This is a genomic window from Klebsiella sp. GW_Kp181 (assembly GCF_040062315.1).
Taxonomy (GTDB): Bacteria; Pseudomonadota; Gammaproteobacteria; order Enterobacterales; family Enterobacteriaceae; genus Klebsiella; species Klebsiella oxytoca.
Map to the genome: position 1 here is coordinate 1 of NZ_JBEAFR010000056.1, position 22,466 is coordinate 22,466.

The 22,466-nt window shown below is 56.3% G+C and carries 20 protein-coding genes and 1 pseudogene; 7 read left to right on the forward strand and 14 right to left on the reverse strand.

Features of this window, described 5'->3' with window-relative positions; genetic code table 11:
• Nucleotides 1-136: 136 nt before the first annotated feature.
• Together pbpG and ABLV11_RS13485 are read right to left on the reverse strand one after the other, a co-directional pair.
• The gene (gene pbpG / locus ABLV11_RS13480) at nucleotides 137-1,084 is read right to left on the reverse strand and encodes a D-alanyl-D-alanine endopeptidase (RefSeq protein ID WP_134882904.1); all 948 of its coding nucleotides are present in this window, start codon (nucleotides 1,082-1,084) and stop codon (nucleotides 137-139) included.
• A 173-nt stretch (nucleotides 1,085-1,257) separates the two neighbouring features.
• Entirely contained in the window at nucleotides 1,258-1,845 is a 588-nt protein-coding gene (locus ABLV11_RS13485) for a Yip1 family protein (RefSeq protein WP_004103850.1), read from the reverse strand.
• A 155-nt stretch (nucleotides 1,846-2,000) separates the two neighbouring features.
• Here ABLV11_RS13485 and ABLV11_RS13490 point away from each other — a divergent pair, with 155 nt between their 5' ends.
• The gene (locus ABLV11_RS13490) at nucleotides 2,001-2,570 is read left to right on the forward strand and encodes a DedA family protein (RefSeq protein ID WP_004103851.1); all 570 of its coding nucleotides are present in this window, start codon (nucleotides 2,001-2,003) and stop codon (nucleotides 2,568-2,570) included.
• A 104-nt stretch (nucleotides 2,571-2,674) separates the two neighbouring features.
• Here the strand turns inward: ABLV11_RS13490 and mdtQ are convergent, their stop codons facing one another.
• Complete coding sequence (gene mdtQ / locus ABLV11_RS13495; RefSeq protein WP_024274489.1) at nucleotides 2,675-4,114, reverse strand: multidrug resistance outer membrane protein MdtQ; 1,440 nt, start codon at nucleotides 4,112-4,114, stop codon at nucleotides 2,675-2,677.
• 119 nt (nucleotides 4,115-4,233) lie between these two features.
• Here mdtQ and ABLV11_RS13500 point away from each other — a divergent pair, with 119 nt between their 5' ends.
• Nucleotides 4,234-4,968 (forward strand): class I SAM-dependent methyltransferase, encoded by a 735-nt coding sequence (locus tag ABLV11_RS13500; protein ID WP_016809253.1) that lies wholly within the window; start codon nucleotides 4,234-4,236, stop codon nucleotides 4,966-4,968.
• A 63-nt stretch (nucleotides 4,969-5,031) separates the two neighbouring features.
• Here the strand turns inward: ABLV11_RS13500 and ascB are convergent, their stop codons facing one another.
• The 9 genes and pseudogenes from ascB to ABLV11_RS13545 form a co-directional block, all read right to left on the reverse strand.
• Nucleotides 5,032-6,426, reverse strand: a complete 1,395-nt coding sequence (ascB, locus tag ABLV11_RS13505) for a 6-phospho-beta-glucosidase (protein ID WP_004103857.1) — start codon at nucleotides 6,424-6,426, stop codon at nucleotides 5,032-5,034.
• Nucleotides 6,427-6,443: 17 nt separating this feature from the next.
• Nucleotides 6,444-8,415 (reverse strand): annotated as a pseudogene (bglF, locus tag ABLV11_RS13510) (PTS beta-glucoside transporter subunit IIABC).
• A gap of 53 nt (nucleotides 8,416-8,468) precedes the next feature.
• Nucleotides 8,469-9,302: a transcriptional antiterminator BglG gene (bglG, locus tag ABLV11_RS13515; protein ID WP_004103859.1), complete on the reverse strand. Its 834-nt coding sequence runs from the start codon at nucleotides 9,300-9,302 to the stop codon at nucleotides 8,469-8,471.
• A 152-nt stretch (nucleotides 9,303-9,454) separates the two neighbouring features.
• The gene (gene dusC / locus ABLV11_RS13520) at nucleotides 9,455-10,393 is read right to left on the reverse strand and encodes a tRNA dihydrouridine(16) synthase DusC (RefSeq protein ID WP_233678722.1); all 939 of its coding nucleotides are present in this window, start codon (nucleotides 10,391-10,393) and stop codon (nucleotides 9,455-9,457) included.
• Between the two features lie 169 nt (nucleotides 10,394-10,562).
• Nucleotides 10,563-11,756: a 3-hydroxybenzoate 6-monooxygenase gene (locus tag ABLV11_RS13525; RefSeq protein ID WP_004103863.1), complete on the reverse strand. Its 1,194-nt coding sequence runs from the start codon at nucleotides 11,754-11,756 to the stop codon at nucleotides 10,563-10,565.
• Between the two features lie 8 nt (nucleotides 11,757-11,764).
• Nucleotides 11,765-12,409: a maleylacetoacetate isomerase gene (maiA, locus tag ABLV11_RS13530; RefSeq protein WP_016809257.1), complete on the reverse strand. Its 645-nt coding sequence runs from the start codon at nucleotides 12,407-12,409 to the stop codon at nucleotides 11,765-11,767.
• A gap of 8 nt (nucleotides 12,410-12,417) precedes the next feature.
• Nucleotides 12,418-13,116 carry a fumarylacetoacetate hydrolase family protein gene (locus tag ABLV11_RS13535; RefSeq protein ID WP_163529993.1) on the reverse strand — a complete coding sequence of 233 codons (699 nt, stop codon included), beginning with the start codon at nucleotides 13,114-13,116 and terminating at the stop codon, nucleotides 12,418-12,420.
• Nucleotides 13,117-13,139: 23 nt separating this feature from the next.
• Nucleotides 13,140-14,177, reverse strand: a complete 1,038-nt coding sequence (gene gtdA / locus ABLV11_RS13540) for a gentisate 1,2-dioxygenase (protein ID WP_105890547.1) — start codon at nucleotides 14,175-14,177, stop codon at nucleotides 13,140-13,142.
• 11 nt (nucleotides 14,178-14,188) lie between these two features.
• The gene (locus ABLV11_RS13545; protein ID WP_126489351.1) at nucleotides 14,189-15,547 is read right to left on the reverse strand and encodes an aromatic acid/H+ symport family MFS transporter; all 1,359 of its coding nucleotides are present in this window, start codon (nucleotides 15,545-15,547) and stop codon (nucleotides 14,189-14,191) included.
• A 126-nt stretch (nucleotides 15,548-15,673) separates the two neighbouring features.
• Between ABLV11_RS13545 and ABLV11_RS13550 the strand changes: the two genes are divergently transcribed.
• The 5 genes from ABLV11_RS13550 (at nucleotide 15,674) to sanA (ending at nucleotide 19,656) form a co-directional block, all read left to right on the forward strand.
• Nucleotides 15,674-16,591: a LysR substrate-binding domain-containing protein gene (locus tag ABLV11_RS13550; RefSeq protein ID WP_004103873.1), complete on the forward strand. Its 918-nt coding sequence runs from the start codon at nucleotides 15,674-15,676 to the stop codon at nucleotides 16,589-16,591.
• Nucleotides 16,592-16,712: 121 nt separating this feature from the next.
• Nucleotides 16,713-17,111 (forward strand): CidA/LrgA family protein, encoded by a 399-nt coding sequence (locus tag ABLV11_RS13555; RefSeq protein WP_004103875.1) that lies wholly within the window; start codon nucleotides 16,713-16,715, stop codon nucleotides 17,109-17,111.
• On the forward strand, nucleotides 17,108-17,803 hold the full coding sequence (locus tag ABLV11_RS13560; protein ID WP_004103877.1) for a CidB/LrgB family autolysis modulator: 696 nt from the start codon (nucleotides 17,108-17,110) through the stop codon (nucleotides 17,801-17,803). The genes ABLV11_RS13555 and ABLV11_RS13560 overlap by 4 nt, the downstream gene beginning before the upstream one ends.
• Before the next feature lie 127 nt (nucleotides 17,804-17,930).
• The gene (gene cdd / locus ABLV11_RS13565; protein WP_004103882.1) at nucleotides 17,931-18,815 is read left to right on the forward strand and encodes a cytidine deaminase; all 885 of its coding nucleotides are present in this window, start codon (nucleotides 17,931-17,933) and stop codon (nucleotides 18,813-18,815) included.
• A 124-nt stretch (nucleotides 18,816-18,939) separates the two neighbouring features.
• Entirely contained in the window at nucleotides 18,940-19,656 is a 717-nt protein-coding gene (sanA, locus tag ABLV11_RS13570; protein ID WP_004103884.1) for an outer membrane permeability protein SanA, read from the forward strand.
• A gap of 189 nt (nucleotides 19,657-19,845) precedes the next feature.
• Here sanA and mglC read toward each other — a convergent pair whose 3' ends face one another.
• Nucleotides 19,846-20,856: a galactose/methyl galactoside ABC transporter permease MglC gene (mglC, locus tag ABLV11_RS13575; RefSeq protein WP_004103885.1), complete on the reverse strand. Its 1,011-nt coding sequence runs from the start codon at nucleotides 20,854-20,856 to the stop codon at nucleotides 19,846-19,848.
• A gap of 15 nt (nucleotides 20,857-20,871) precedes the next feature.
• Nucleotides 20,872-22,392, reverse strand: coding sequence for a galactose/methyl galactoside ABC transporter ATP-binding protein MglA (gene mglA, locus ABLV11_RS13580; RefSeq protein ID WP_004103886.1), 1,521 nt, complete (start codon nucleotides 22,390-22,392; stop codon nucleotides 20,872-20,874).
• Nucleotides 22,393-22,466: the final 74 nt, after the last annotated feature.

Consider the following 22,466-nt stretch of genomic DNA (forward strand, 5'->3'; position numbering starts at 1 on the left):
TCCAGTTAACTGTAGGTACACCTCAGTCTGGCACTTTGATGCCGTAAGGGGGAGGTGTCCATCACATCGGGCTACGGTTCAGCGCGGTTCTGTAGCCCGGATAAGGCGTTTACGCCGTAATCCGGGGAAATGGGGGTTAATCGTTCTGCGCGGTCTGCGCGCCGCCTTTCAGCATCGTATCGGCCATCTGCGCTTCGCGCTGTTTTTTATAGCTGAGCGCGGAAGCCGGAACCGGCATCACCTTCCCGGTTTCAATCCACGTTCTCAGACGACTGGCATCGGCAAAGTGGGTATATTTGCCAAAAGCATCCATCACCACCAGCGCTACCGGGCGCTGATTAATCACCGTACGCATAATCAGGCAGTGGCCCGCAGCATTAGTAAAACCGGTTTTAGTCAGCTGAATATTCCAGTTATCCCGATAGACCAGATGATTGGTGTTACGGAACGGCAGCGTGTAGGCGGGATGGGCGAAAGTCGCCATATCTTCCTTGGTGGTGCTCAGCTGGCCAATCAGCGGATACTGCTCGCTGGCGATCAGCAGCTTAGTCAGATCGCGCGCGGTGGAAACGTTATGAATCGACAGGCCAGTGGGCTCAACGTAGCGGGTGCGGGTCATTCCCAGCGCCTGCGCTTTGGCGTTCATCGCGCGAATAAAGGCGTTATAGCCGCCGGGATAATGGTGCGCCAGGCTGGCAGCGGCGCGGTTTTCCGACGACATGAGCGCCAGCAGCAGCATATTGCGGCGGCTGATTTGGCTGTTCAGGCGAACGCGTGAATAGATCCCTTTCATTTCAGGCGTCTGGCTGATATCAACGGTCAGCATCTCATCAAGCGGCAGATGGGCATCCAGCACCACCATCGCGGTCATCACCTTGGTGATCGACGCCATCGGACGAACCAGATCCGGCTGGCTGGCATAGATGATCTTTTTGCTGGCAAGGTCGACGATCATCGCGCTGCCGGACGCAATATCCGGCTGGGAAGCGGACACCGCCGCGGGGGATTTAGCCATCGCCTGGGGCGCAAAAGGCACAGCCAGCAGCAACGTCAGGCTGAGCAAAGAAACTCGAAATTTGGTCATCGTGAACATTCTGAAAAGTATTTTTGCACGTTATGAACGTACGCCGCGGCGCTGGGGATAACACCGCTGGCAAAAATCATCATACCCTTTCAGAACGCGCGCTGGCTAATAAGAATCGTGAACAAATGCTGCATTGCCGACATAAAAAACTATTTATGCCGGCAATGAGTTAATCAGAAGAGTCGATAGCCGTAGCCCCAGAGGATCACGGTGATGGCGAGCAGCACTTCCAGCACCAGCACGCCAATCGCCAGGGTCGAGCTGGCGAAACTTAGCCCCTCTTCTTTATTGATGCCAAGGAAAGTCGGGATCCCGAGATACAGCAGATAGCCGGTATAGAGCAGCGCGACGGTTCCCACCAGCGCGCACAGCCACACCAGCGGATAGAGTGCCACGATCCCGCTCAGGAATAGCGGCGTGGCGACATAGCCGGCGAAAACCATACAGCGTTTAAGGGAAGGCCGCTGCGGATAGCTTCGTGCCATCCACCAGATAACCCGCCCCATCACCGCGACCCCGGCGAGCATCACGGCATAAAACAGCACCGCCAGCGCCAGGCCGGTCATCAACGACAGTTTTATCACCGTGCCGTCGCCGAAGTTCCAGCCCAGCTGCGTGGTGCCGATAAAGGCGCAAATAACCGGAACCGCTGCCATAACCAGCACATGGTGCGTGTAGTGATGCGAAACGGTTTCGTTTTCGCTTTTAATAACGCTCATCTCTTGATTAGGATGCGAGAAGAGCCCCCAGACATGGTTCATAGCGTCCCCCTTGTCACGGCGTGGTACAGCACTAATCCAAGTATAATTCACCTTGTAGATTATTTTGTGTACAGCAAGAAAAATGCGCTTCCCCGGCATTTTTATCATCAGGGTGTATGATTAAGGGACTGACGTTTTATGGAGTTTATCTTTATATGGATATCAATAACCTGATTACCCAGTACGGCTACGCGGCGCTGGTCATTGGCAGCATGGCGGAAGGCGAAACCATCACGCTGCTCGGCGGCGTGGCGGCACATCAGGGATTATTGAAGTTCTGGCTGGTGGTTATCTCGGTCGCCCTCGGGGGAATGATTGGCGATCAATTGCTTTATTTGCTCGGCAGACGCTTTGGCGGACGCATCCTGCGCCGGTTTTCCCGGCAGAAGAAGCGGATCCAGAAAGCCCAGCGCATGATCCAGCGTCGCCCCTACCTGTTTGTCATCGGCACCCGCTTTATGTACGGCTTCCGGGTTATCGGCCCGCTGCTGATTGGCGCCAGTCGACTGCCACCGAAGGTGTTTCTGCCGCTGAATATTCTCGGCGCGATTATCTGGGCGTTAATTTTTACCACGCTCGGCTATCTCGGCGGCGAAGCGATAGGCCCGTGGCTGCACCATCTGGACGCGCATTTGAAACACTGGATCTGGCTGATTCTGGCGGTGGTGCTGGTGGTTGCGGCGCACTGGTGGCTAAAGCGCCGCGAGGCAAAGAAGAAAGAGTGATGAGAGTGCCCGGATGGCGGCATCAACACCTTATCCGGGCGACAGATCCACAGACCATGCGATCTGCAGCCCGGCTAAGCGCAGCGCAAGACGGGGAAACCGAACTACTTCGCCGCCTGATGATACCCGCCGCCCAGCGCGGAGGTTAGCTGGATGCTGGCATCAAGCCACTGGCCGCGCAGACGCAGAGCGGTAATGCGCTCCTGCAAAGCGGGCAGCTTCGCCAGGCTGACGCGCGAACCGGAAATAATCCCGGCATTCATCCGCGCCTGCGCCAGAGCGACCATCCGCTGAGCATCCTTTTCAACCTGCTGCTGCTGCTGATTTTTCGCCATCAGCGTCTCAACCTGGCTGGCGGTTTTCGCCACCTGATTAACCGCATCGACCACCGCTTTGTTGTACTTCGCTATCGACAGGCCATTTTGCGCGCTGGCGATATCCAGATTCGCGTTCAGCCGACCGCTATCAAAGATCGGCAGGGTCAGCCCGGCAGTGACGCCCATCTGCTGGGCAGAGTGGCGGAACAGATCGCTGAGATGCAGAGCATCCTGTTGCAGGAAGGCCATCAGGTTGATATCCGGATAAAACGCGGCTTTCGCGGCATCAATTTCGCTTAAGGAAGCTTCGATATACCAGTGGGCGACCTGCAGATCAGGACGTCGCGCCAGCAGCTCATAGCCCAGCTCATTGGGCATTTGCGCGCTGACGGCAGGCAAATCCGCCGGATGCAGATTCAGCGCCTGGCTCTGATTGTTGGTCAGCGCCATCAGCCGCGCTTCAATCTCTTTCATACTGCCGGCAACGTCGGCAAGCTGCTGATCGGTTTTACTGACGTTAATGTCGTTCTCCGCCCCTTCGGCCGAGTTGGTGATCCCGCGTTGATACAGCGCAGTATCCACGGTAACGACGTTATTCTGTTCGCGTTTCATCTGCGTCAGCACGTTTTTAATGGCCGCCTCGGTCTGCCACTGCCAGTAAAGGCGGGCGACGCTGCTGGCCAGCAGTTCACGGGTCTGGGCTTCTTCAGCGACCTGGGCTTTGACTTCACCGATTCGCGCTTGTAACAGCGCGCGGTTTTTACCCCACAGATCCAGGTCCCATCCGGCGGTCAGCCCGAAGGTACCGTTGGTGTACCACGGCCCGGTATTGCCGTCGGTATCGGTGGCAAACGGTCCCATCAGCCCCTCGGAAGACATTTTCTGCCGTTCAATATCGGCGGAAAAATCCAGATTCGGTCCCAGGGTGGATTGCGACATCCGCGCCTGCGCTTCCGCCAGTTTGATGCGCTGCCCGGCAATCTGCATGTCCGGCGCATTGGCTAAGGCACGCTGAATCAGGCTATTGAGCTGAGGGTCATGATAATCCTGCCACCAGTTGCTTTGCGGCCAGCCGTTTTTCACGGCGGCGGGCAGTTCCATTGAGACGTGGGATGCCGGGGTTTGTTGCTGGAGCGGATTGCCAATATCGTGCGATGGCGCGCAGCCCGCCAGCGCGATGGCCAGTGGCAGGCCAGCCAACGCGCGTTTGCTCAAAGTCAGGTTCATGAAATCGGTCAGATGATTAAATAAGGTCGGGTATATTAAGCTAATTGCATCATAGCCGTTTAGTAAAGCGTGTGCCGTAACTATTAGCAGGCTAAAAATAAACTTCTCATGGAGTGAAAATGAGTCAGAACATCTATGACGATCCCGCTTTTTTTGCCGGATACGCCACCCTCGACCGTTCAGTTAAGGGGCTGGAAGGCGCGCCTGAGTGGCCAACCATACAGCAAATGCTTCCGCCGTTATCCGGTTTACGCGTCGTCGATCTTGGCTGCGGTTACGGTTGGTTTTGCCGCTGGGCCCGCGATCGGGGCGCCGCGCAGGTCGAGGGACTGGATCTCTCCAGCCGGATGCTGGAGCGCGCCCGCGAAATGACCCGCGGCGAAGGTATCCGCTACCGCTGTGAAAACCTGGAGAACCTGACCCTGCCCGCAAATAGCTGCGAGCTGGTCTATAGCTCGCTGGCGCTACACTATCTGCCCGACGTGGCGCCGCTGTTCGCTACCGTTTACCAGGCGCTGACGCCCGGCGGTACGCTGCTGTTCTCCGCCGAGCATCCCATCTATACCGCCCCGCCGCAGCAGAGCTGGCTGGAAGATGAGAACGGACAGAAGCGCTGGCCGGTGAGCCACTACCAGCAGGAGGGCGAACGTATCAGCAACTGGTTTGCCGACGGGGTGAAGAAGCAGCACCGCAAGCTGTCCACCTGGATAAACCTGCTGGTGGCCGCCGGTTTTATCATCGAGCATCTGGATGAATGGGGGCCAACGGCGGAGCAGATTGCCGCCCAGCCAGCGCTGGATGAAGAAAAAGAGCGGCCGATGATTTTTCTGCTGCGCGCGCGCAAGCCGGCGTAATACGCAAAATGGCCCGGAGGTTATCCGGGCCATATGGATGATGTTACTTTCGTGCTCAGGGCATTACTCTTTTAAGCTGCCGCCGTTAGTGGCAATCACCTCTTTATACCACCAGAAGCTCTTCTTGCGGCTGCGCGCCAGGGTGCCGTTGCCTTCATCATCGCGATCGACGTAGATAAAGCCATAGCGTTTGGACATCTCCGCTTTCGAAGCACTCACCAGGTCGATAGGTCCCCAGCTGGTGTAGCCCATCACCTCAACGCCGTCCTCAATTGCCTCACGAACCTGCACCAGATGGTCGTTAAGGTAGCTGATCCGGTAATCGTCGTTGATGCTGCCGTCAGCTTCCACTTTATCTTTCGCGCCGAGACCGTTTTCCACGATAAACAGCGGCTTCTGATAGCGATCCCACAGCACGTTCAGTAGCGTGCGCAGACCGAGCGGATCAATCTGCCAGCCCCACTCCGAACTTGCCAGATGCGGGTTTGGCACCATGCTGAGAATATTGCCGCGCGATTTTTTGTTCAGCTCTTCGTCGGCGGTCACGCAGCCGGTCATATAGTAGCTAAAAGAGATAAAATCGACGGTCTCTTTCAGGGCTTCGCGATCGGCATCGGTGATCTCAAGGCTAATGCCGTTGTCGCGGAAATAGCGCAGCATATAGCCCGGATAAGCGCCGCGGCACTGGACATCGCCAAAGAACTGCCAGCTGCGGTTCTGCTGCAGCGTTTCAAAAATATCGTCCGGTTTGCAGCTCAGCGGATACATCAGGCCGCCGAGCAGCATATTGCCGATTTTTCCCTCAGGCACGATGTCATGGCAGGCTTTAACCGCCAGCGCGCTCGCCACCAGCTGATGGTGAATGGCCTGGTAGACGTCCGCTTTGCTGCTGTCAGCCGGCAGACCAACGCCGGTCATCGGCGCGTGCAGGGACATATTGATTTCATTGAAGGTCAGCCATAGTTTGACCTTCGTCTTGTAGCGCTCAAACACCGTGCGGGCATAGCGTTCGAAGAAGCCAATCACTTTGCGATTGCCCCAGCCGCCGTAGTTTTTCACCAGCGCCCACGGCATCTCATAGTGCGACAGCGTCACCAGCGGAGTGATATTATGCTTCGCCATTTCGTCAAACAACTTGTCGTAAAAGGCCAGTCCGGCTTCGTTTGGCTGCGTTTCGTCGCCCTCAGGGAAAATACGCGCCCAGGCAATCGATACGCGCAGGCAGTTAAAACCCATTTCGGCAAAGAGGCTGATATCTTCCGGGTAGCGATGATAGAAATCGATGGCGACGTCTTTTATGCCGCTATCGCCAGGTACGCGTTCTACCACATCGCCAAATACGCCGCGCGGTTGGACGTCAGAAGTGGTTAATCCTTTCCCCTCTTCCAGATAAGCGCCTTCGACCTGGTTTGCCGCGGTCGCGCCGCCCCATAAAAACGCCTGTGGGAATGTCTTCATTCATCTCTCTCCTGTGATTAACGGCTTACGGACAACAGCGGCTGACCGGCATCCACCGCGCTGGCGGAAACAATGTCGAGAGCACGGTAATCGTCGCTGTTGCTGATAATAATGGGCGTCGCCAGATCGTAACCGGCGTTCAGAATCGCCTGACGGTCAAACTCCAGCAGCAGATCGCCCGCTTTAATTTTGTCGCCCTCTTTAACATGGGCGGTGAACGGCGCGCCTTCGAGCTTGACGGTGTCGATACCCACATGGATAAGCAGTTCAATTCCGCTATCGCTCAGCAGGCCGATAGCATGTTTCGTCTGGAAAATCGAGGCGACTTCCCCCGAGAACGGTGCAATAACTTTGCCTACGGAAGGGATAATCGCCACACCCTGGCCAAGTAAACCGCTGGCGAAGGTGCTATCGGGAACCTGATCGAGCGCCAGCACGCTGCCGGTCATCGGCGCCAGAATATCGTTTTCCGAGGCCGGGGCCACGACAACGGCCGCCTGTTCGGCGGCGCTGCGCGGCAGCCCGGCGACTAACGTGAGCACGCAGGCGATGATTAATGCGCTAATCGTTCCCAGCGCGCCGCCCCACACCGTGGCGTCAATGCCCTGCGGCGGGATCATCTGCGCCAGGGTGAAAATGTTACCGAAACCGAAAGAATAAACGTGGCTGTCGCTGAAGCCGACAATCGCGCCGCCTATAGCGCCAGCGACGCAGCCGAAGATAAAGGGACGGCGGAGCGGCAAATTCAGCCCATAAATCGCCGGCTCGGTCACGCCGAAGATCCCGGCGGATACCGCCGAGCCCGCCAGCACTTTTTGCCGGGCATCGCGAGTGCGCAGGAAAATCCCCAGCGCGGCGCCAACCTGACCCATTACCGCCGGCAACAGCATCGGCATCATCGAATCATGGCCAAGCACGGTAAGGTTGTTAATCATCAACGGTATCAGGCCCCAGTGTAAACCGAAGATGACGCACACCTGCCACAGCGCGCCCATCGCCGCCCCGGCAAGCCAGGGCGCAACCTGATAGATAAGCAGATAGCCATTGGCCAGCTGCTGGCTCAGCCAGGTCGCAACCGGGCCGATAATCAGAAACGTGAGCGGGACAACCACGGCCAGACAAATCGCCGGGGTAAAGAAGTTCTTCATCGACGAGGGCAGTATTGCGTTGCTCCGCCGCTCAATCCAGCAGCTCACCCACGAGGCGAGGATAATCGGGATGACCGACGAGCTGTAATTGATAAAGGTCACCGGAATGCCAAGGAAATATTCCGCCGCGGCGTCAGGCGCCATACTGGCTTCGAAAGATTGAATCATCAGCGGATGAGTTAACGCGCCGCCGATCACCATCGTAATAAAGGCGTTACCGCCAAATTTCTTGCCGGCGGTGTAGCCGAGAAATAACGGGAAAAAGAAGAACAGCGCATCGCTGGCGGCAAACCAGATTTTATAGGTCGCCTGTTGCGTCGTTAACCAGCCGCAAACGACAGCCAGCGCCAGCAGTCCTTTAAGGATCCCCGAGGCCGCCAGGACGCCGATAAACGGGGTGAAAATACCGGAAACCACATCGATAATCTGGCCGATAATCGACACTTTTTCGCCCTTCACCGCAACCGGCTCACTGTCGTCCGTCAGGCCGGCTTCGCTGCGCACCGCCAGCCAGACATCATGTACGTGGTTACCGATGACCACCTGAAACTGGCCGCCGCTTTCCACCACCATGATGACGCCAGGATTCGCCTTCAGTCCTTCGGCATCCGCCTTCTTGCTATCTTTAAGCTTAAAACGCAGCCGCGTTGCGCAGTGAACCAGACTCACAATATTCTCTTTGCCGCCTACCCGGCTAAGAATATCCTGCGCGAGTGCTTTATATTCCATGCTGTTTTTCCTTACTTCCGCTGCCCGCAGGCATCGTTAACTGAGTATTAAAAATAAAAAAACCCGAGAACAACGCCGTGTAAGCGTTGCGCTCAGGTTTTGCCTGCATAATGCAGTAACAATCCAGTTGTAGAGTGGGAGCCTGGCGCCAGGCCCGAGCGGCGCTTAGCGTCCCTCTTTTCTCACCCGTTCAATATGAATGGCGAGAAACATAATTTCTTCCGTCGTCAGCGGCCGCTGGTAGCTCTTTTGCAGGTGCCGGGCGACGGTTTCCGCACACTTCCACGCTTTTGGGTAGTTATCCTTTACCGCGCTGTGCAGCGTCACATCATCATCTTCGACCACCGTTCGCGTCAGCATACGCTGGGCGAAAAACTTAAGATGCGTAACGAAACGCTGGTAGCTCAGCGACTCTTCGTCGTAGTTAAGGGTCAGCTGATATTTCACCAGCTGCAGAATCTCCTGCATGACCCGGGTAACGTGCATCACCTCCGGCATTTCGCTGTTGAGCTGCGCCGTCACCAGATGCAGGGCAATAAAACCCGCCTCATCTTCGGCCAGTTCAACGCCAAGCCGTTTGGCGATAATCGCCCGCGCTTCCTGCCCTAACTCAAACTCCTTAGGATACAGCCGTTTTATTTCCCACAGCAGCACATTACGAATGGCGAGGCCCTTCTTCTGCCGCTCGATCGCAAAGTGGCAGTGATCGGTCAGGGTAATGTACAAGCTGTCCTGTAACTTACCGAGACGACCGCGCGCCAGATCGATAATCCGATCGCAGGTGGTCATCACTTCTAACGGTATCTGACTGAGTAATTCGCCTAAACGGCCAATCAGTTCATCGCTCTGCAGCGCGAAGACTTTTTCAATTTTACTTTCATCAAGAGAGTCACCAACGCGTTTTTGAAAGGCAAGTCCTCGGCCCATGACCACCTGTTCGCGCTGCTGCTCATCGACAACCACCACTACATTATTATTAAGTACTTTGGCGATTTGCATATGAACCCCAAAAACAAAAAAACCTGACCCCGACAGATGCCAGGAAATCAGGTTTTGCCTGCCGGAGCAGTAACAATCGGTAGTGAGTATTTCACTGTCCGCCGGGTAATCTCAATGGGACAAGCAAAAAAATGTGATGCAGGTCAGATAGTTTAGCTACGCCAGTCGTTAATCGTGCGCGCAATACTGGTTGAATCCTGTAGAGTGCGCACCGCGCTGAACAGATCAGAAGCTTCGAGGTATTCTTTACGCAAATAGCTCAACCACTGTTTGATACGCGCGACGTGATAAAGGCCGGTATCGCCCTGCTTTTCCAGACGGGTATATTTTTGCAGCAGCCCGACGACCTGGGGCCAGGGCATACGCGGTTCGTTATATTTTATTACCCGGCTTAAGTTCGGCACGTTCAGCGCGCCGCGGCCAATCATTACCGAGTCGCAGCCAGTCGCGGCCAGGCAATCCTGAGCGCTTTGCCAGTCCCAGATTTCACCGTTGGCCACCACCGGGATAGTCAGGCGCTGACGGATTTCGCCAATAGCCTGCCAGTCAATGCGCTCCGCTTTATAGCCATCCTCTTTGGTGCGGCCGTGAACCACCAGCTCGCTGGCCCCCGCCTGCTGGACCGCATCGGCTATTTCAAATCGCCGTTCGCCGCTGTCCCAGCCAAGCCGAACTTTTACCGTGACCGGTAGTTCGTCGGGAACCGCTTCGCGCATCGCTTTCGCGCCGCGATAGATAAGCTCGGGATCTTTGAGCAGCGTTGCCCCGCCGCCGCTGCCGTTCACCAGCTTTGACGGGCAGCCGCAGTTCAGGTCAACCCCCCAGGAACCGAGTTCGACCGCGCGAACGGCGTTTTCCGCCAGCCACTGCGGATACTGCCCGAGCAGCTGCACGCGCACGCGGGTGCCGGAGGGCGTCAGGCTGTTGTTATGCAGTTCCGGGCACAGTTTGTAGAACGATTTTACCGGCAGGAGCTGATCCACCACGCGCAAGAACTCGGTGATGCAGAGATCGTAATCATTGACTTCGGTCAGCAGCTCGCGCACCAGCGAATCGAGCACGCCTTCCATCGGCGCCAGTAGTACACGCATATTGTTTATCATTGCCCGAAAAAAAGAGGCGCTATGGTAGCGCCTCTGGATGCGGGTTGAAAGGGGTGAATATCGGTTTTACCGGCGGCGCTGCTGCTTCCCGGCTTGCGCTGCGCTTAGCCGGGCGACAAGGTCGCCTCTGTCTGCGGGCCGGGAAATGCACGGCCGCTTAACGTGGTTGCAGGCAGTTATCCTCTTTCCAGCCGTACAGCCACTCAATGCCGCGATAAAACTCGCTCTGGGTTTTGCCTTTCCACAGCAGATTGCGCACCTGGCGCTCAACCCCGGCAGCGTGATAGACCCGCCCCATTTCACGCGTCGACCAGACGATCCGCGCGGTACGCGGAATACGCACCGATTCATACAGCGCGAAAGCGCGGGCGGCGTCGCCGTCGCACTGGGCCAGCGCTTTACCCAGGGTCACCGCATCTTCCAGCGCCATACAGGCCCCCTGCGCCATATACTGCGCCACCGGATGCGCGGCATCGCCGACCAGCGTAATACGATCGTTGCCCCATTTTTCTACCGGCTCGCGATCGGCGGTGGACCAGCGGCGCCAGGAGGTCGGTTTATCGAGCATCTGCCGGGGACGCGGGTGGATACCTTTAAAGTAGGAGAGCACTTCTTCTTTACTGCCGTCGCGCACGCCCCACTCTTCCTGCTGCCGACTATGGAAGGTCACCACCAGGTTGTACTGCTTACCGCCGCGCAGCGGATAATGCACCAGGTGGCAGTGCGGGCCAGCCCACAGCACCGGCGCATTGATGCGTAAATCGTCCGGCATATCGGCGGCATCGACGACCGCGCGATAGACCACGTGGCCGGTTACCCGCGGCGAATCGCCCAGCAGGCTTTGGCGCACCACCGACTTACCGCCGTCGCAGCCGATCAGAATATCCGCCGTCCAGCTGTTGCCTTTATCATCAAACACCGTCACGTCATCGGCGGTCTGGCGGATATCCACTACCTGCGTCGAAGTACGATACTCGACGGCCGGATGGGTCAGCGCCGCCTCCCAGACGGTGGCGTGGATATCCACCCGGTGGATCACCGCATACGGCCCGCCAAAATGGTCGCGGAACGCCTGTCCTGTCTCAATGTGCACGACCTCTTCGCCGTTTACCGCATCCATCATGGTGATATGGTCGGTAAAGACCGCCCGCTGACGGGCGACTTCGCCGACGCCGAGGCTGTCCAGCGCCGAGAACGCGTTTGGGCCAAGCTGGATCCCGGCGCCGATTTCGCCGATTTCATGCGCCTTTTCCAGCAGCATCACCTTGATACCCTGGCGCGCCAGCGAAAGCGCCGTGGCTGCCCCGCCAATACCGCCGCCGACAATGATTGCTCGCATCACTTTTGCCATGTTGCCTCCTAAGCCGGGATCTTATCTTGTTGGTTTTCCGGCGCGGCGGCGATAAACGCCGGCAGCCGGGTACAGGCGTCATAAACCGCCTGGCAGCGCGGATAGTGGCTGAGATCGCAGCCCATCCTCAGCGCGTTGGCCCACTGCGGCACCAGACAGCAGTCCGCCAGGGTGGGGGCATCGCCCACGCAAAAATCGCCGGATTTCGCGTGGCGCAATAGCTGTTCAACGGCGCTGAACCCCTGCTGGATCCAGTGCGCATACCAGCGTTTTTTCTCCTCTTCGCTCACCTTAAGCTCGTCGCCAAGGTAGCGTAAAACGCGCATGTTATTAATGGGATGAATATCGCAGGCGATGGCGTATACGATCTCCAGCACCCGCATGCGCGCGCTGTCTTCCTCAGGCAGCAGCAGCGGCTGCGGATAGTGCCGATCCAGCCAGTCCGCTATCGCCAGCGACTGGCCGAGAGATTCACCTTCGTCGGTAATGAGCGTCGGCACCAGGCCGACCGGGTTCAGCCGCCGGTACTCCAGCGCATTCTGCTGGCCGATGCGGATATTGACGCCCACGCTCTGGTAGTCGATGCCTTTCAGCGCCAGCGCGATGCGCACGCGGTAAGAGGCAGAGCTATTAAAAAAACTGTACAGCTTCATCATTCACCTCACACCACGCGCACGGCGATTGGCGTCAGTCCATCTACGTTGCCGGTGATAACATCGCCTTTCACCACCGCGCCAACGCCTTCTGGAGTCCCGGTAAAAATCAGGTCACCGGGCTGCAGCTCAAAGAAGCCGGAAAGATAGCTGATAGTTTCATTAACCGACCAGATCAGGTGGCGAATATCGCTGCGCTGATGATCTTCCCCATTCACCTGCAGCCAAATTCCCGCCTCGTTGACGTCAACCGTATCCGCTTTGTGCAGCGGCGCTATCGGCGCGGAGAGATCGAAGGCTTTGCCGATTTCCCAGGGACGGCCCATCTGGCGCATCTCCATCTGGCGATCGCGGCGGGTCATATCCAGACCGGTGGCATAGCCCCAGATATACCCATGGGCCTGCTCCAGCGGGATATCGCTTCCCCGTTTGCCAATCGCCACCACCAGCTCAATTTCATAGTGATAGTTGTCGGTTTGCGCGGGATACGGCAGGTTCAGCGTCTCTCCCGCAGCGACGGGCACCACCGCATCGGCAGGCTTGCAGAAGAAAAACGGTGGTTCGCGATCCGGATCAAAGCCCATTTCACGCGCGTGAGCGGCGTAGTTGCGGCCCACGCAGTAAACGCGGCGTACCGGAAACTGCTCATCGCTGCCGACAACCGGAACGCTAATTGGGGCCTGGGGAGCAAAAACGTATTGAGTCATGATGGAGTCCTTATTCGTATTTTTTAATAACGCGCTTCGCGGAACAGGCCGAGCGCTTCCTGCACGGGACGGTCCGAAAAGCTGAATAACACGGTATCTTCGGCGGAGATAAAAGAGACGGCGTGCCAGGTGGGCACCACGAAGATATCCTTTGCCTGGAAAGAAAATGTCTGCTCGCCGATAGTCACCTGGCCGCTGCCCTCTACCACGTGATAGATGGTGCTATCGGTGGTTTTTGCCGCTCGCGAGGTAAACCCTTTCGGCAGCAGCTGGAGAAAGGCGCCCATCGATGGCATCGGGTAGCCGCCGGTGACCGGGTTGACGTAACGCATCTTATAGCCGTCCCACTCGTCGGCATCACCCATACGCGTCAGATCGTGCAGCGCTTCGCGGCTGCGGTCGTAGCGATAGTTAAAGATGGGCGAAGAGTTACCGACCTGATGGCGCAGCGGCAGCATATTGGCGGCGTAGCGCGGCAGATAATCCCCCTCTTTGCGGGTCACCGGCTGCTGATCCTCCGGATAGTCTTCCGCGAAACCGCAGCCCAGATAGTTCACCAGCGGCAGATCGAGGCCATCCACCCAGATAACCGGCTCATTGCCCTGGTTGCCGTGGTCGTGCCAGCGCCACTGCGGCGTCAGAATAAAGTCACCGGCCCGCATTTGCGTGCGTTCGCCATCGACGGCGGTAAATGCCCCTTCACCTTCAACCACAAAGCGCAGCGCCGACTGGTTATGACGGTGGCTCGGCGCCACTTCTCCGGGCATGATCAGCTGTAAACCGGCATACAGCGATGAAGTAATCGATGACTGTCCGCGCAGCGCCGGGTTCTCCAGCACCAGTACGCGGCGTATCGCCTCTTTCGCGCCAATCAGCTCGCCGCTTTTCAGCAGCAGCGGACGAATCTCCTGATAGTTCCAGTAAGCCGGCGCACAGGTAGGGTTCGGCGTTTTCGGGACCAGATGGTGCAGCGATTCCCAAAGCGGCGTCAGGTTTTGCCCGGAAATATGCTGATAGTAGTTCTGACGATCGTTGTTGATTTCCATGGAAGATTGGGACATGAGCATTCTCCTTATTTATTCACGATGCCCGCAGAAGGCAGCGCGGCAGGTACAGATGTTGGGTTGCGAACGGCAAGCGTCAGCAGGACAAGCATCACGGCGCTAACCACAGCCGGTACTGCGATAACAAAAAACAGGGTGTCAAAAGAGAAATTCATCGCCATCATCACGCCGCCGGAGAGCGAACCAACAATGGCTCCGCAGCGGCCAATCGCGTTTGACCAGCTCACGCCGGTCGCGCGGCTTTGGGTGGGATACAGCGTCGCGGTCAGAGCATTCAGCCCCACCTGCGAGCCGCTGATGCCGATACCGGTGCCGAAAATCGCCAGCGCCATCAGCCACAGACCGTTCTCGCTCAGGCCAATAATGACGATACAGACCGACCCCAGGGCGTAACTCAGCGCCAGCACCCGGAAAGGGTTGAAACGGTCCATCAGCACACCGAGCAGCAGTGCGCCAAAGGTCCCGCCAATCTGGAAGGCCGCAGTCACCCAGGAAGCATGCTGTAAATCAATTCCACGATGGTTAAGCAGCGTCGGCATCCAGCTGGAGAGGAGATAGATAATCAGCAGGCTCATAAAGAACACGACCCACAACATCAAGGTGATGGGCAGCTGACGCCCGGCAAATAGCTGGCGGATGCTGCCTTTCGCGCCGGCGGCAGGCTCATCAAGCCAGAAATGGGTATCGGTATAGCGTTCGCCGGTTATCGCGCCAACGGTTTTGGCAATCATCGCTTGTGGCAACTGACGACGGATCTGCCAGCGCGGAGATTCGGGAAGCAGCGGGATTAGCGCCGCCGCGAGCATCAGCGGTAGCACGCCCCCCAGCACCAGGATACCGGGCCAGCCAATCAGCGGTACCAGCTGCGCGCTGACCACGCCGCCGAATGCCGAGCCGAGGGTGAATCCACAGAACATCAGGGTCACCAGCGCCCCGCGCCGCCGGGCAGGCAGATATTCCGAAGTCATCGTAATGGTGTTAGGCATCGCGCCGCCCAATCCCAGCCCCGTCAGGAAGCGCAGGATCACCAGCGTCTCCAGGTCAGGGGAAAACGCGGAAAGCAGGCTAAACAGGCCGAATAGCGCGACGCAGAACTCGATGACCCGTTTACGGCCAAAGCGGTCGGAGAGCGGACCGCAGAGCAGCGCCCCGGCGGTTAAGCCCAGCAATCCTGCGCCAAATAACGGCGCGAGATCGCCTGCGGTTAATTGCCAGTGGTGACGAATATCCGGGGCGATAAAACCAATTGCCGCAGTATCGAAACCGTCGAGCATGACCACCAGGAAACAGCAGATAATCACGCGCCACTGCCGGGCGCCGACCGGCGCGGCATTAAGCAGTTTCTGTAGTTCGAGTCGTTGAGTCATCGTTATGCCTCAGTGCAGGTAGGGGAAGATGTTGTATTTATTTCTTTTATGTTGCGAGTTTGTAACCCAAGCAATGAAATGTACAATGGTATTTCGGGCATAGACATAACCTGGAGGTTATCGCTGATGGCAGGCTGGACGCAGAAACTGAAGCTGCACCATTTACAGATGCTGGTCGCGCTGGGGGAACAAGGCAACCTCACGCAAGTGGCTAAAATGATGAATATTACTCAGCCGGCGCTCTCCAAATGGCTGAGCCAGTTTGAAGATGAAGTCGGCATGCCCCTGTTTGAACGTCACAGCAAAGGCCTGCGCCCGACAGAAGGCGGAAAGCTGCTGCTTCAACACGCCCAGCGGCTGATTAACGATATGTCGCGTTCGCAGTATGAAATCGAGCGTTTCAAACAGGGCGGACAGGTGGGGAGTCTGATGATCGGCTGTTCACCGGTGGCCACCGACTGCGTTTCGCAGGCGATCCTCGAACTGCTTAAAGAGATGCCGACCCTGCATCTTAATATCGAAGAGAAAGTCATGACGCCGCTGCTTAACGATCTGCTCGCCGGGGTGATTGATGTCGTGGTCGGGCGAGTCGGCGGGCGGGCGCTGGAGCTGCCGCTGAGCTACCGGGTGCTCTACACCGAGCCGGTCTGCTTTGTCGCCCGCCCCGATCATCCTCTGGCGCAAAAATCGCAGTTAAGCTGGGCTGACCTCTCTCCGTGGCGCTGGATTGTCTGGCCCACCGGCACACCGATTCGCCTGAGCATCGACAACGCGCTGGTGGATAACGGCGTCATGCTGCCGGAGAACACCATTGAGTCCGCCTCGATGAACGTCACCAGCAACCTGTTACAGAGTAGCGATATGGTGTCGATACTCTCACTGCGCCTGGCGCAGCGCTATGCGGCCCAGCACCAGCTGGCGATTCTTAATTTGCCGCGCATTGAACAAAAAGGTAGCGTTGGGGTTTTCTGGCGAAAAAGTGAAGCGCCGTCGCTGGCGTTGAGCCGATTTCTGCACTGTCTGTCGCTGCAATCGACACACTGATAGCCGTCCGTTTTGCTGTTCCCCGTCTCTATTGCAGGTATGCGTAGAATTCATGATGTGATCGGTAGCACATTTTTGGCTTTAATTGTATGATGAATGCGGTTCATCAAGGGTTATTACCATGAGTAAATCACTGATTATTGTCTGGCAGTATGTGCGCGCTTTCGTGCTGATCTACGCCTGCTTGTATGCGGGCATTTTTCTCTCTTCACTCCTGCCGATCGCCATTCCCGGCAGTATTATTGGCATGCTGATTTTGTTCTTTCTCCTGGCGCTGCAGATCCTGCCGCCGCAGTGGGTTAACCCCGGCTGCAATATCCTGATTCGCTATATGGCGCTGCTATTTGTGCCTATCGGCGTGGGCGTTATGCAGTATTGGGATTTACTCCGCGCGCAGTTTGGCCCGGTAGTGGTTTCCTGCGCGATAAGCACGCTGGTGGTTTTTTTAGTAGTCAGCTGGAGCTCACACCTGGTTCACGGCGAGCGCAAAGTGGTTGGTCAAAAAGGAAGTGAAAAATGATCCATGAAATCTGGTGGTCGCTGCCGCTAACCCTTATCGTCTTTTTCCTCGCCCGCATGCTGGCGGCGCGATTCAAGTTTCCGCTGCTTAATCCGTTACTGGTGGCCATGGTGGTGCTGATCCCCTTTTTGCTAATCACCGGCATCTCCTACGAGCGCTATTTTCAGGGCAGCAAAATTCTTAACGATCTGCTGCAGCCGGCGGTGGTTGCGCTGGCCTTTCCTTTATATGAGCAACTACACCAAATCCGCGCTCGCTGGAAATCAATCATCACTATCTGCTTTATCGGCAGCGTGGTGGCGATGGTCACCGGTACCACCGTTGCCTTACTGATGGGCGCAACGCCGCAGATTGCCGCCTCTATTTTGCCGAAATCGGTCACGACCCCGATTGCGATGGCGGTGAGCAGCAGCATTGGCGGCATTCCGGCGATCAGCGCGGTATGCGTTATTTTTGTCGGCATTCTCGGCGCGGTCTTCGGCCATACGCTGTTGAATGTGATGCGCATTCGTACCAAAGCTTCGCGCGGCTTATCGATGGGTACCGCCTCACACGCACTGGGTACCGCCCGTTGCGCTGAACTCGACTATCAGGAGGGCGCGTTCAGTTCGCTGGCGCTGGTACTTTGCGGGATTATTACCTCGCTGGTTGCCCCGTTTTTGTTTCCGCTGATCCTGGCAATAGCCGGATAGTTGTGAGTTGAGTCACAATTTAAAATGCAACGAGATAGAATTACATTAACAATGAGATGTTAATCACATATGTCGGCTATAAGCACCCGTACACTAGATTCCCACTACATTGTTATGAGGCAACGCCATGCACCCACGTTTTCAAGCTGTTCTTCCCCAACTGGCGGCGGACCTGCAAGCGGCCATCGCCCCGATGCTGGCCGACCCGCATTTTCCGGCCCTGCTCAATGCAGATCAGGTCGCTGCGCTGCAAAGCGCGACGGGGCTGGACGAAGACGCGCTGGCCTTTGCTCTGCTGCCGCTGGCGGCGGCCTGTGCGCGTACCGACCTCTCCCACTTTAACGTCGGCGCCATTGCTCGCGGCATCAGCGGTACCTGGTACTTCGGCGGCAATATGGAATTCCTCGGCGCCACCATGCAGCAGACCGTGCACGCTGAGCAAAGCGCCATCAGCCATGCCTGGCTGCGCGGCGAAAAATCCCTGCTGGCGATTACCGTGAACTACACCCCCTGCGGCCACTGTCGTCAGTTTATGAACGAACTGAACAGCGGACTGGCGCTGCGCATCCATCTTCCTGGCCGCGAAGCCCATTCGCTGCAGCACTATTTACCGGACGCTTTCGGCCCGAAAGATCTGAATATCAAAACCCTGCTGATGGATGAACAGAACCACGGCTTCCCGCTCAGCGGCGATGCGCTGGCCCAGGCGGCGATTCAGGCAGCCAACCGCTGCCATATGCCGTACAGCCATTCGCCCTCCGGCGTCGCGCTGGAGCTGAAAGACGGGACTATTTTCACCGGTAGCTATGCAGAAAACGCCGCCTATAACCCGACGCTGCCGCCACTGCAGGGCGCGCTGAATCTGCTGAGCCTCAATGGTTACGATTACCCGGATATCCAGCGCGCTGTTCTTGCCGAGAAGGCCGACGCGGCGCTCATCCAGTGGGACGCAACCGCCGCGACGCTGAAGGCGCTGGGCTGTCATAACATCGATCGCGTCCTGTTAGGTTAGTCACATTCTGCGGGCCAAACGGCCCGCATTGTTGAAAATCCCCGCAATTAAACGACGGTTTCTTGCGCTTGCCCGGCGGGTAAAGTAGCCTGAAGCTTCCCTCGTCCACTATTGAGCCCGGTTCATGTTAAAGCGTGCGTTATACAGCCTGTTAGTCCTGTTCGGCTTGCTGCTGTTAACCGTGCTGGGGCTTGACCGCTGGATGAGCTGGAAGACCTCTCCTTATATCTACGATGAGCTACAGGACCTGCCCTATCGTCAGGTCGGCGTGGTACTCGGCACCGCTAAGTACTATCGTACCGGCGTCATCAACCAATATTATCGCTACCGAATTCAGGGCGCGCTGAACGCCTACAACAGCGGTAAGGTGAACTATCTGCTGCTCAGCGGCGATAACGCGCTGCAGAGCTATAATGAACCGATGACCATGCGCCGCGATTTAATTAAAGCTGGCGTCGATCCGGCGGATATCGTGCTGGACTATGCGGGTTTCCGTACCCTTGACTCGATTGTTCGCACCCGTAAAGTCTTCGACACGAATGATTTTATTATCATTACCCAACGCTTCCACTGCGAGCGGGCGCTGTTTATTGCTTTGCATATGGGTATTCAGGCGCAGTGCTACGCGGTGCCGTCGCCGAAGGATATGTGGAGCGTGCGCCTGCGCGAGTTTGGCGCTCGTTTCGGCGCGCTGGCCGATCTCTATATTTTTAAACGCGAACCGCGATTCCTGGGTCCGCTCATCCCGATCCCCGCGCTGCAGGAAGTCCCGGACGGCGCCCAGTCCTACCCGGCGGTCACGCCGCAGCAGCTGATGGATCTGCAGAAAAAAGAGAAGTGAAGCCGCCATAAGCGAACGTGAAAACTGGCGTCTTACCGAGCGGGAATACTTTTCTGATTACGCGAGTGAATATCGGGATACTGAGGATATATACCCTACCTGATTCAGGTTGCAGGAAGGCGGCAAATTATCATTCCGAAAAAGCAAAAGGCAGACGCCTGAACTGACGCCTGCCTTCATTCACTACTCTTATTTCTTACGCGCGTACTTCAGTGAATCCAGCGCCACGGCGAAAATAATAATGGCCCCTTTGATAATGTACTGCCAGTACGGGTTGACGCCGATATAGGTCAGACCGTAGTTAATGACGGTGAAGATAATCACCCCGGTCACCACGCCGAACACGGTGCCGACGCCGCCGCTGAACGAGACTCCGCCGACCACGCACGCGGCAATCGCATCCAGTTCATACATAAAGCCGAGGTTGTTGGTCGCCGACCCGATGCGCCCGGCCTCCAGCAGCCCGCCGAACGCGTAGAACACGCCGGAGAGCGCGTAAATCATCAGCAGATTCAGCGCAACGTTCACCCCGGAGACCTTCGCTGCTTCCGGGTTGCCGCCGATAGCAAAGATGTTTTTACCAAAGCGGGTCTTGTTCCACAGGATCCACACGAAGAAAACGGCAATCAGCGCGTAGAAGGTGATATACGACAGACGGAACGAGCCCAGCGCTACGAACCCTTGGGCAAATTGCGAAAAGTGACTATCAAAGCCGGAAATCGGCGACGCGCCAACGAAGTCGTAATACAGCGAGTTAATACCGTAAACGATGATCATCGTACCGAGGGTGGTGATAAATGGCGTCACGTTCAGGTAGGCAATAATAATACCGTTGATAAGCCCAATCACCGCGCCGATCGCACAAACCAGCAGGATAACCAGCGGAATCGGCATCGTGGCCATTTCCGGGAACACTTTGTTGGCGTTGTCCACCGCCTGTAGCATTGTGGCGGCGATAACCGCCGCCAGGCCGACCTGACGCCCGGCCGAAAGGTCGGTCCCCTGAGTGACGATAAGTCCGGCAACCCCGAGCGCGATGATAATACGCACCGAGGACTGGGTCAGAATATTACTTAAATTCAGCAAACTTAAGAAAGTCGGGTCCTGGAAAATAATGATGGCCAGCAATACTAAAAGAACGACGTAAATCCCACCCTCTTTCAACCAGGTGAGAAAACTCTTTTTATTTAACGCACTCATGAGAAGCCCCTGATCTTAAAGGTGCAACGACGCAAGACGGAGAATTTCGTTTTGCGTGGTAGTTTTAGTCTCAACAATTCCGGCAACAAGACCATTGCTCATCACCAGAATACGGTCGGTAATACCCAGCAGCTCCGGCATCTCGGAGGAGATAATAATGATGCCTTTATCTTTTTTGGCCAGTTCGGCGATCAGCTGATAAATTTCGAACTTGGCGCCAACGTCAATGCCGCGCGTCGGTTCATCGAGCATCAGAATTTCCGGCTGAGTTAATAGCCAGCGACCAATAATCACTTTTTGCTGGTTACCACCGGATAACGAACCAATTTGCGTATGCTGCCCCGGAGTTTTCACGCGCATTGAATCGATGACCCATTGGGTATCGCTTTTCATGCGTGAATTATCCAGCAAGCCGACCTTATTTTTGTACTTCTTAATATTGGAGATCAGCGAGTTAAAACCGATATCCAGATACGCATAAATCCCCGTCGAGCGACGCTCTTCGGTCACCAGCGCAAAACCATGGTTGATGGCTTCATTGGCGTTATGGTTATTAATCTTCTTACCGTGCAGCTTGATTGTCCCGCCGGACTTCTCGCGAATACCAAATAACGTCTCGACGATATCGGTACGTTTCGCCCCTACCAGCCCGGCGATACCGAGGATTTCGCCTTTGTGCAGGTCGAACGAGACATCGCGGATTGACGGCTGACGCAGCGAGGTTAAATTACGCACCTCAAGAATTATCTCGCCCGGCTTATTTTCCCGGGTAGGGAAGCGCTGAGTGAGGGAACGGCCCACCATCATCGCGATAATCTTATCCATATCCAGCCCTTCCAGCGGCTGGGTGGCGATCCACTGGCCGTCGCGCAGAACGGTAATTTCATCGCATAGCTGGAAGATCTCTTCCATTTTGTGGGAAATGTAGACAATGCCGCAGCCGCGCTCTTTCAGCTTGCGGATAATGGTAAACAGATGATTGACCTCTTTTTCGGTTAACGAAGACGTCGGCTCATCCATAATCACAATTTTGGCGTTATAGGAAAATGCCTTCGCAATTTCAATCATCTGCATTTGCGATACCGATAGCGTCCCGACGCGAGCGCGTGGGTCGATATCAATATCCAGCTCGTCAAAAATCGCTTTGGTATCACCATACATTTTGTCCTGATCGACAAACATACCTTTGGTGGGATAACGCCCCAGCCACATGTTGTCCATCACCGAACGTTGCAATACCAGGTTTAATTCCTGATGAACCATTGAAATACCGTTTTCCAGGGCCTCTTTTGCCGAATGGAAATCGATCTCTTGTCCCTGAAAAAGAATACTGCCGGAATCTTTTTGATAGATCCCAAAAAGGCATTTTAATAATGTTGATTTGCCCGCACCGTTCTCCCCCATTAATGCATGAATAGAGTGGGGACGAACCTTGAGGTTCACATTATCGAGAGCCTTGACGCCAGGAAACGATTTGTTGATGTTGGTCATTTCCAACAAATATTCGCCTGACCGTTCGCTATTATTGCTGACCATAGTTATACCTGGCTGCGTGCATGCATACCCCAGCCGTCGAATTAACGACGGGCCGGGACGGATTCGGTATCAGG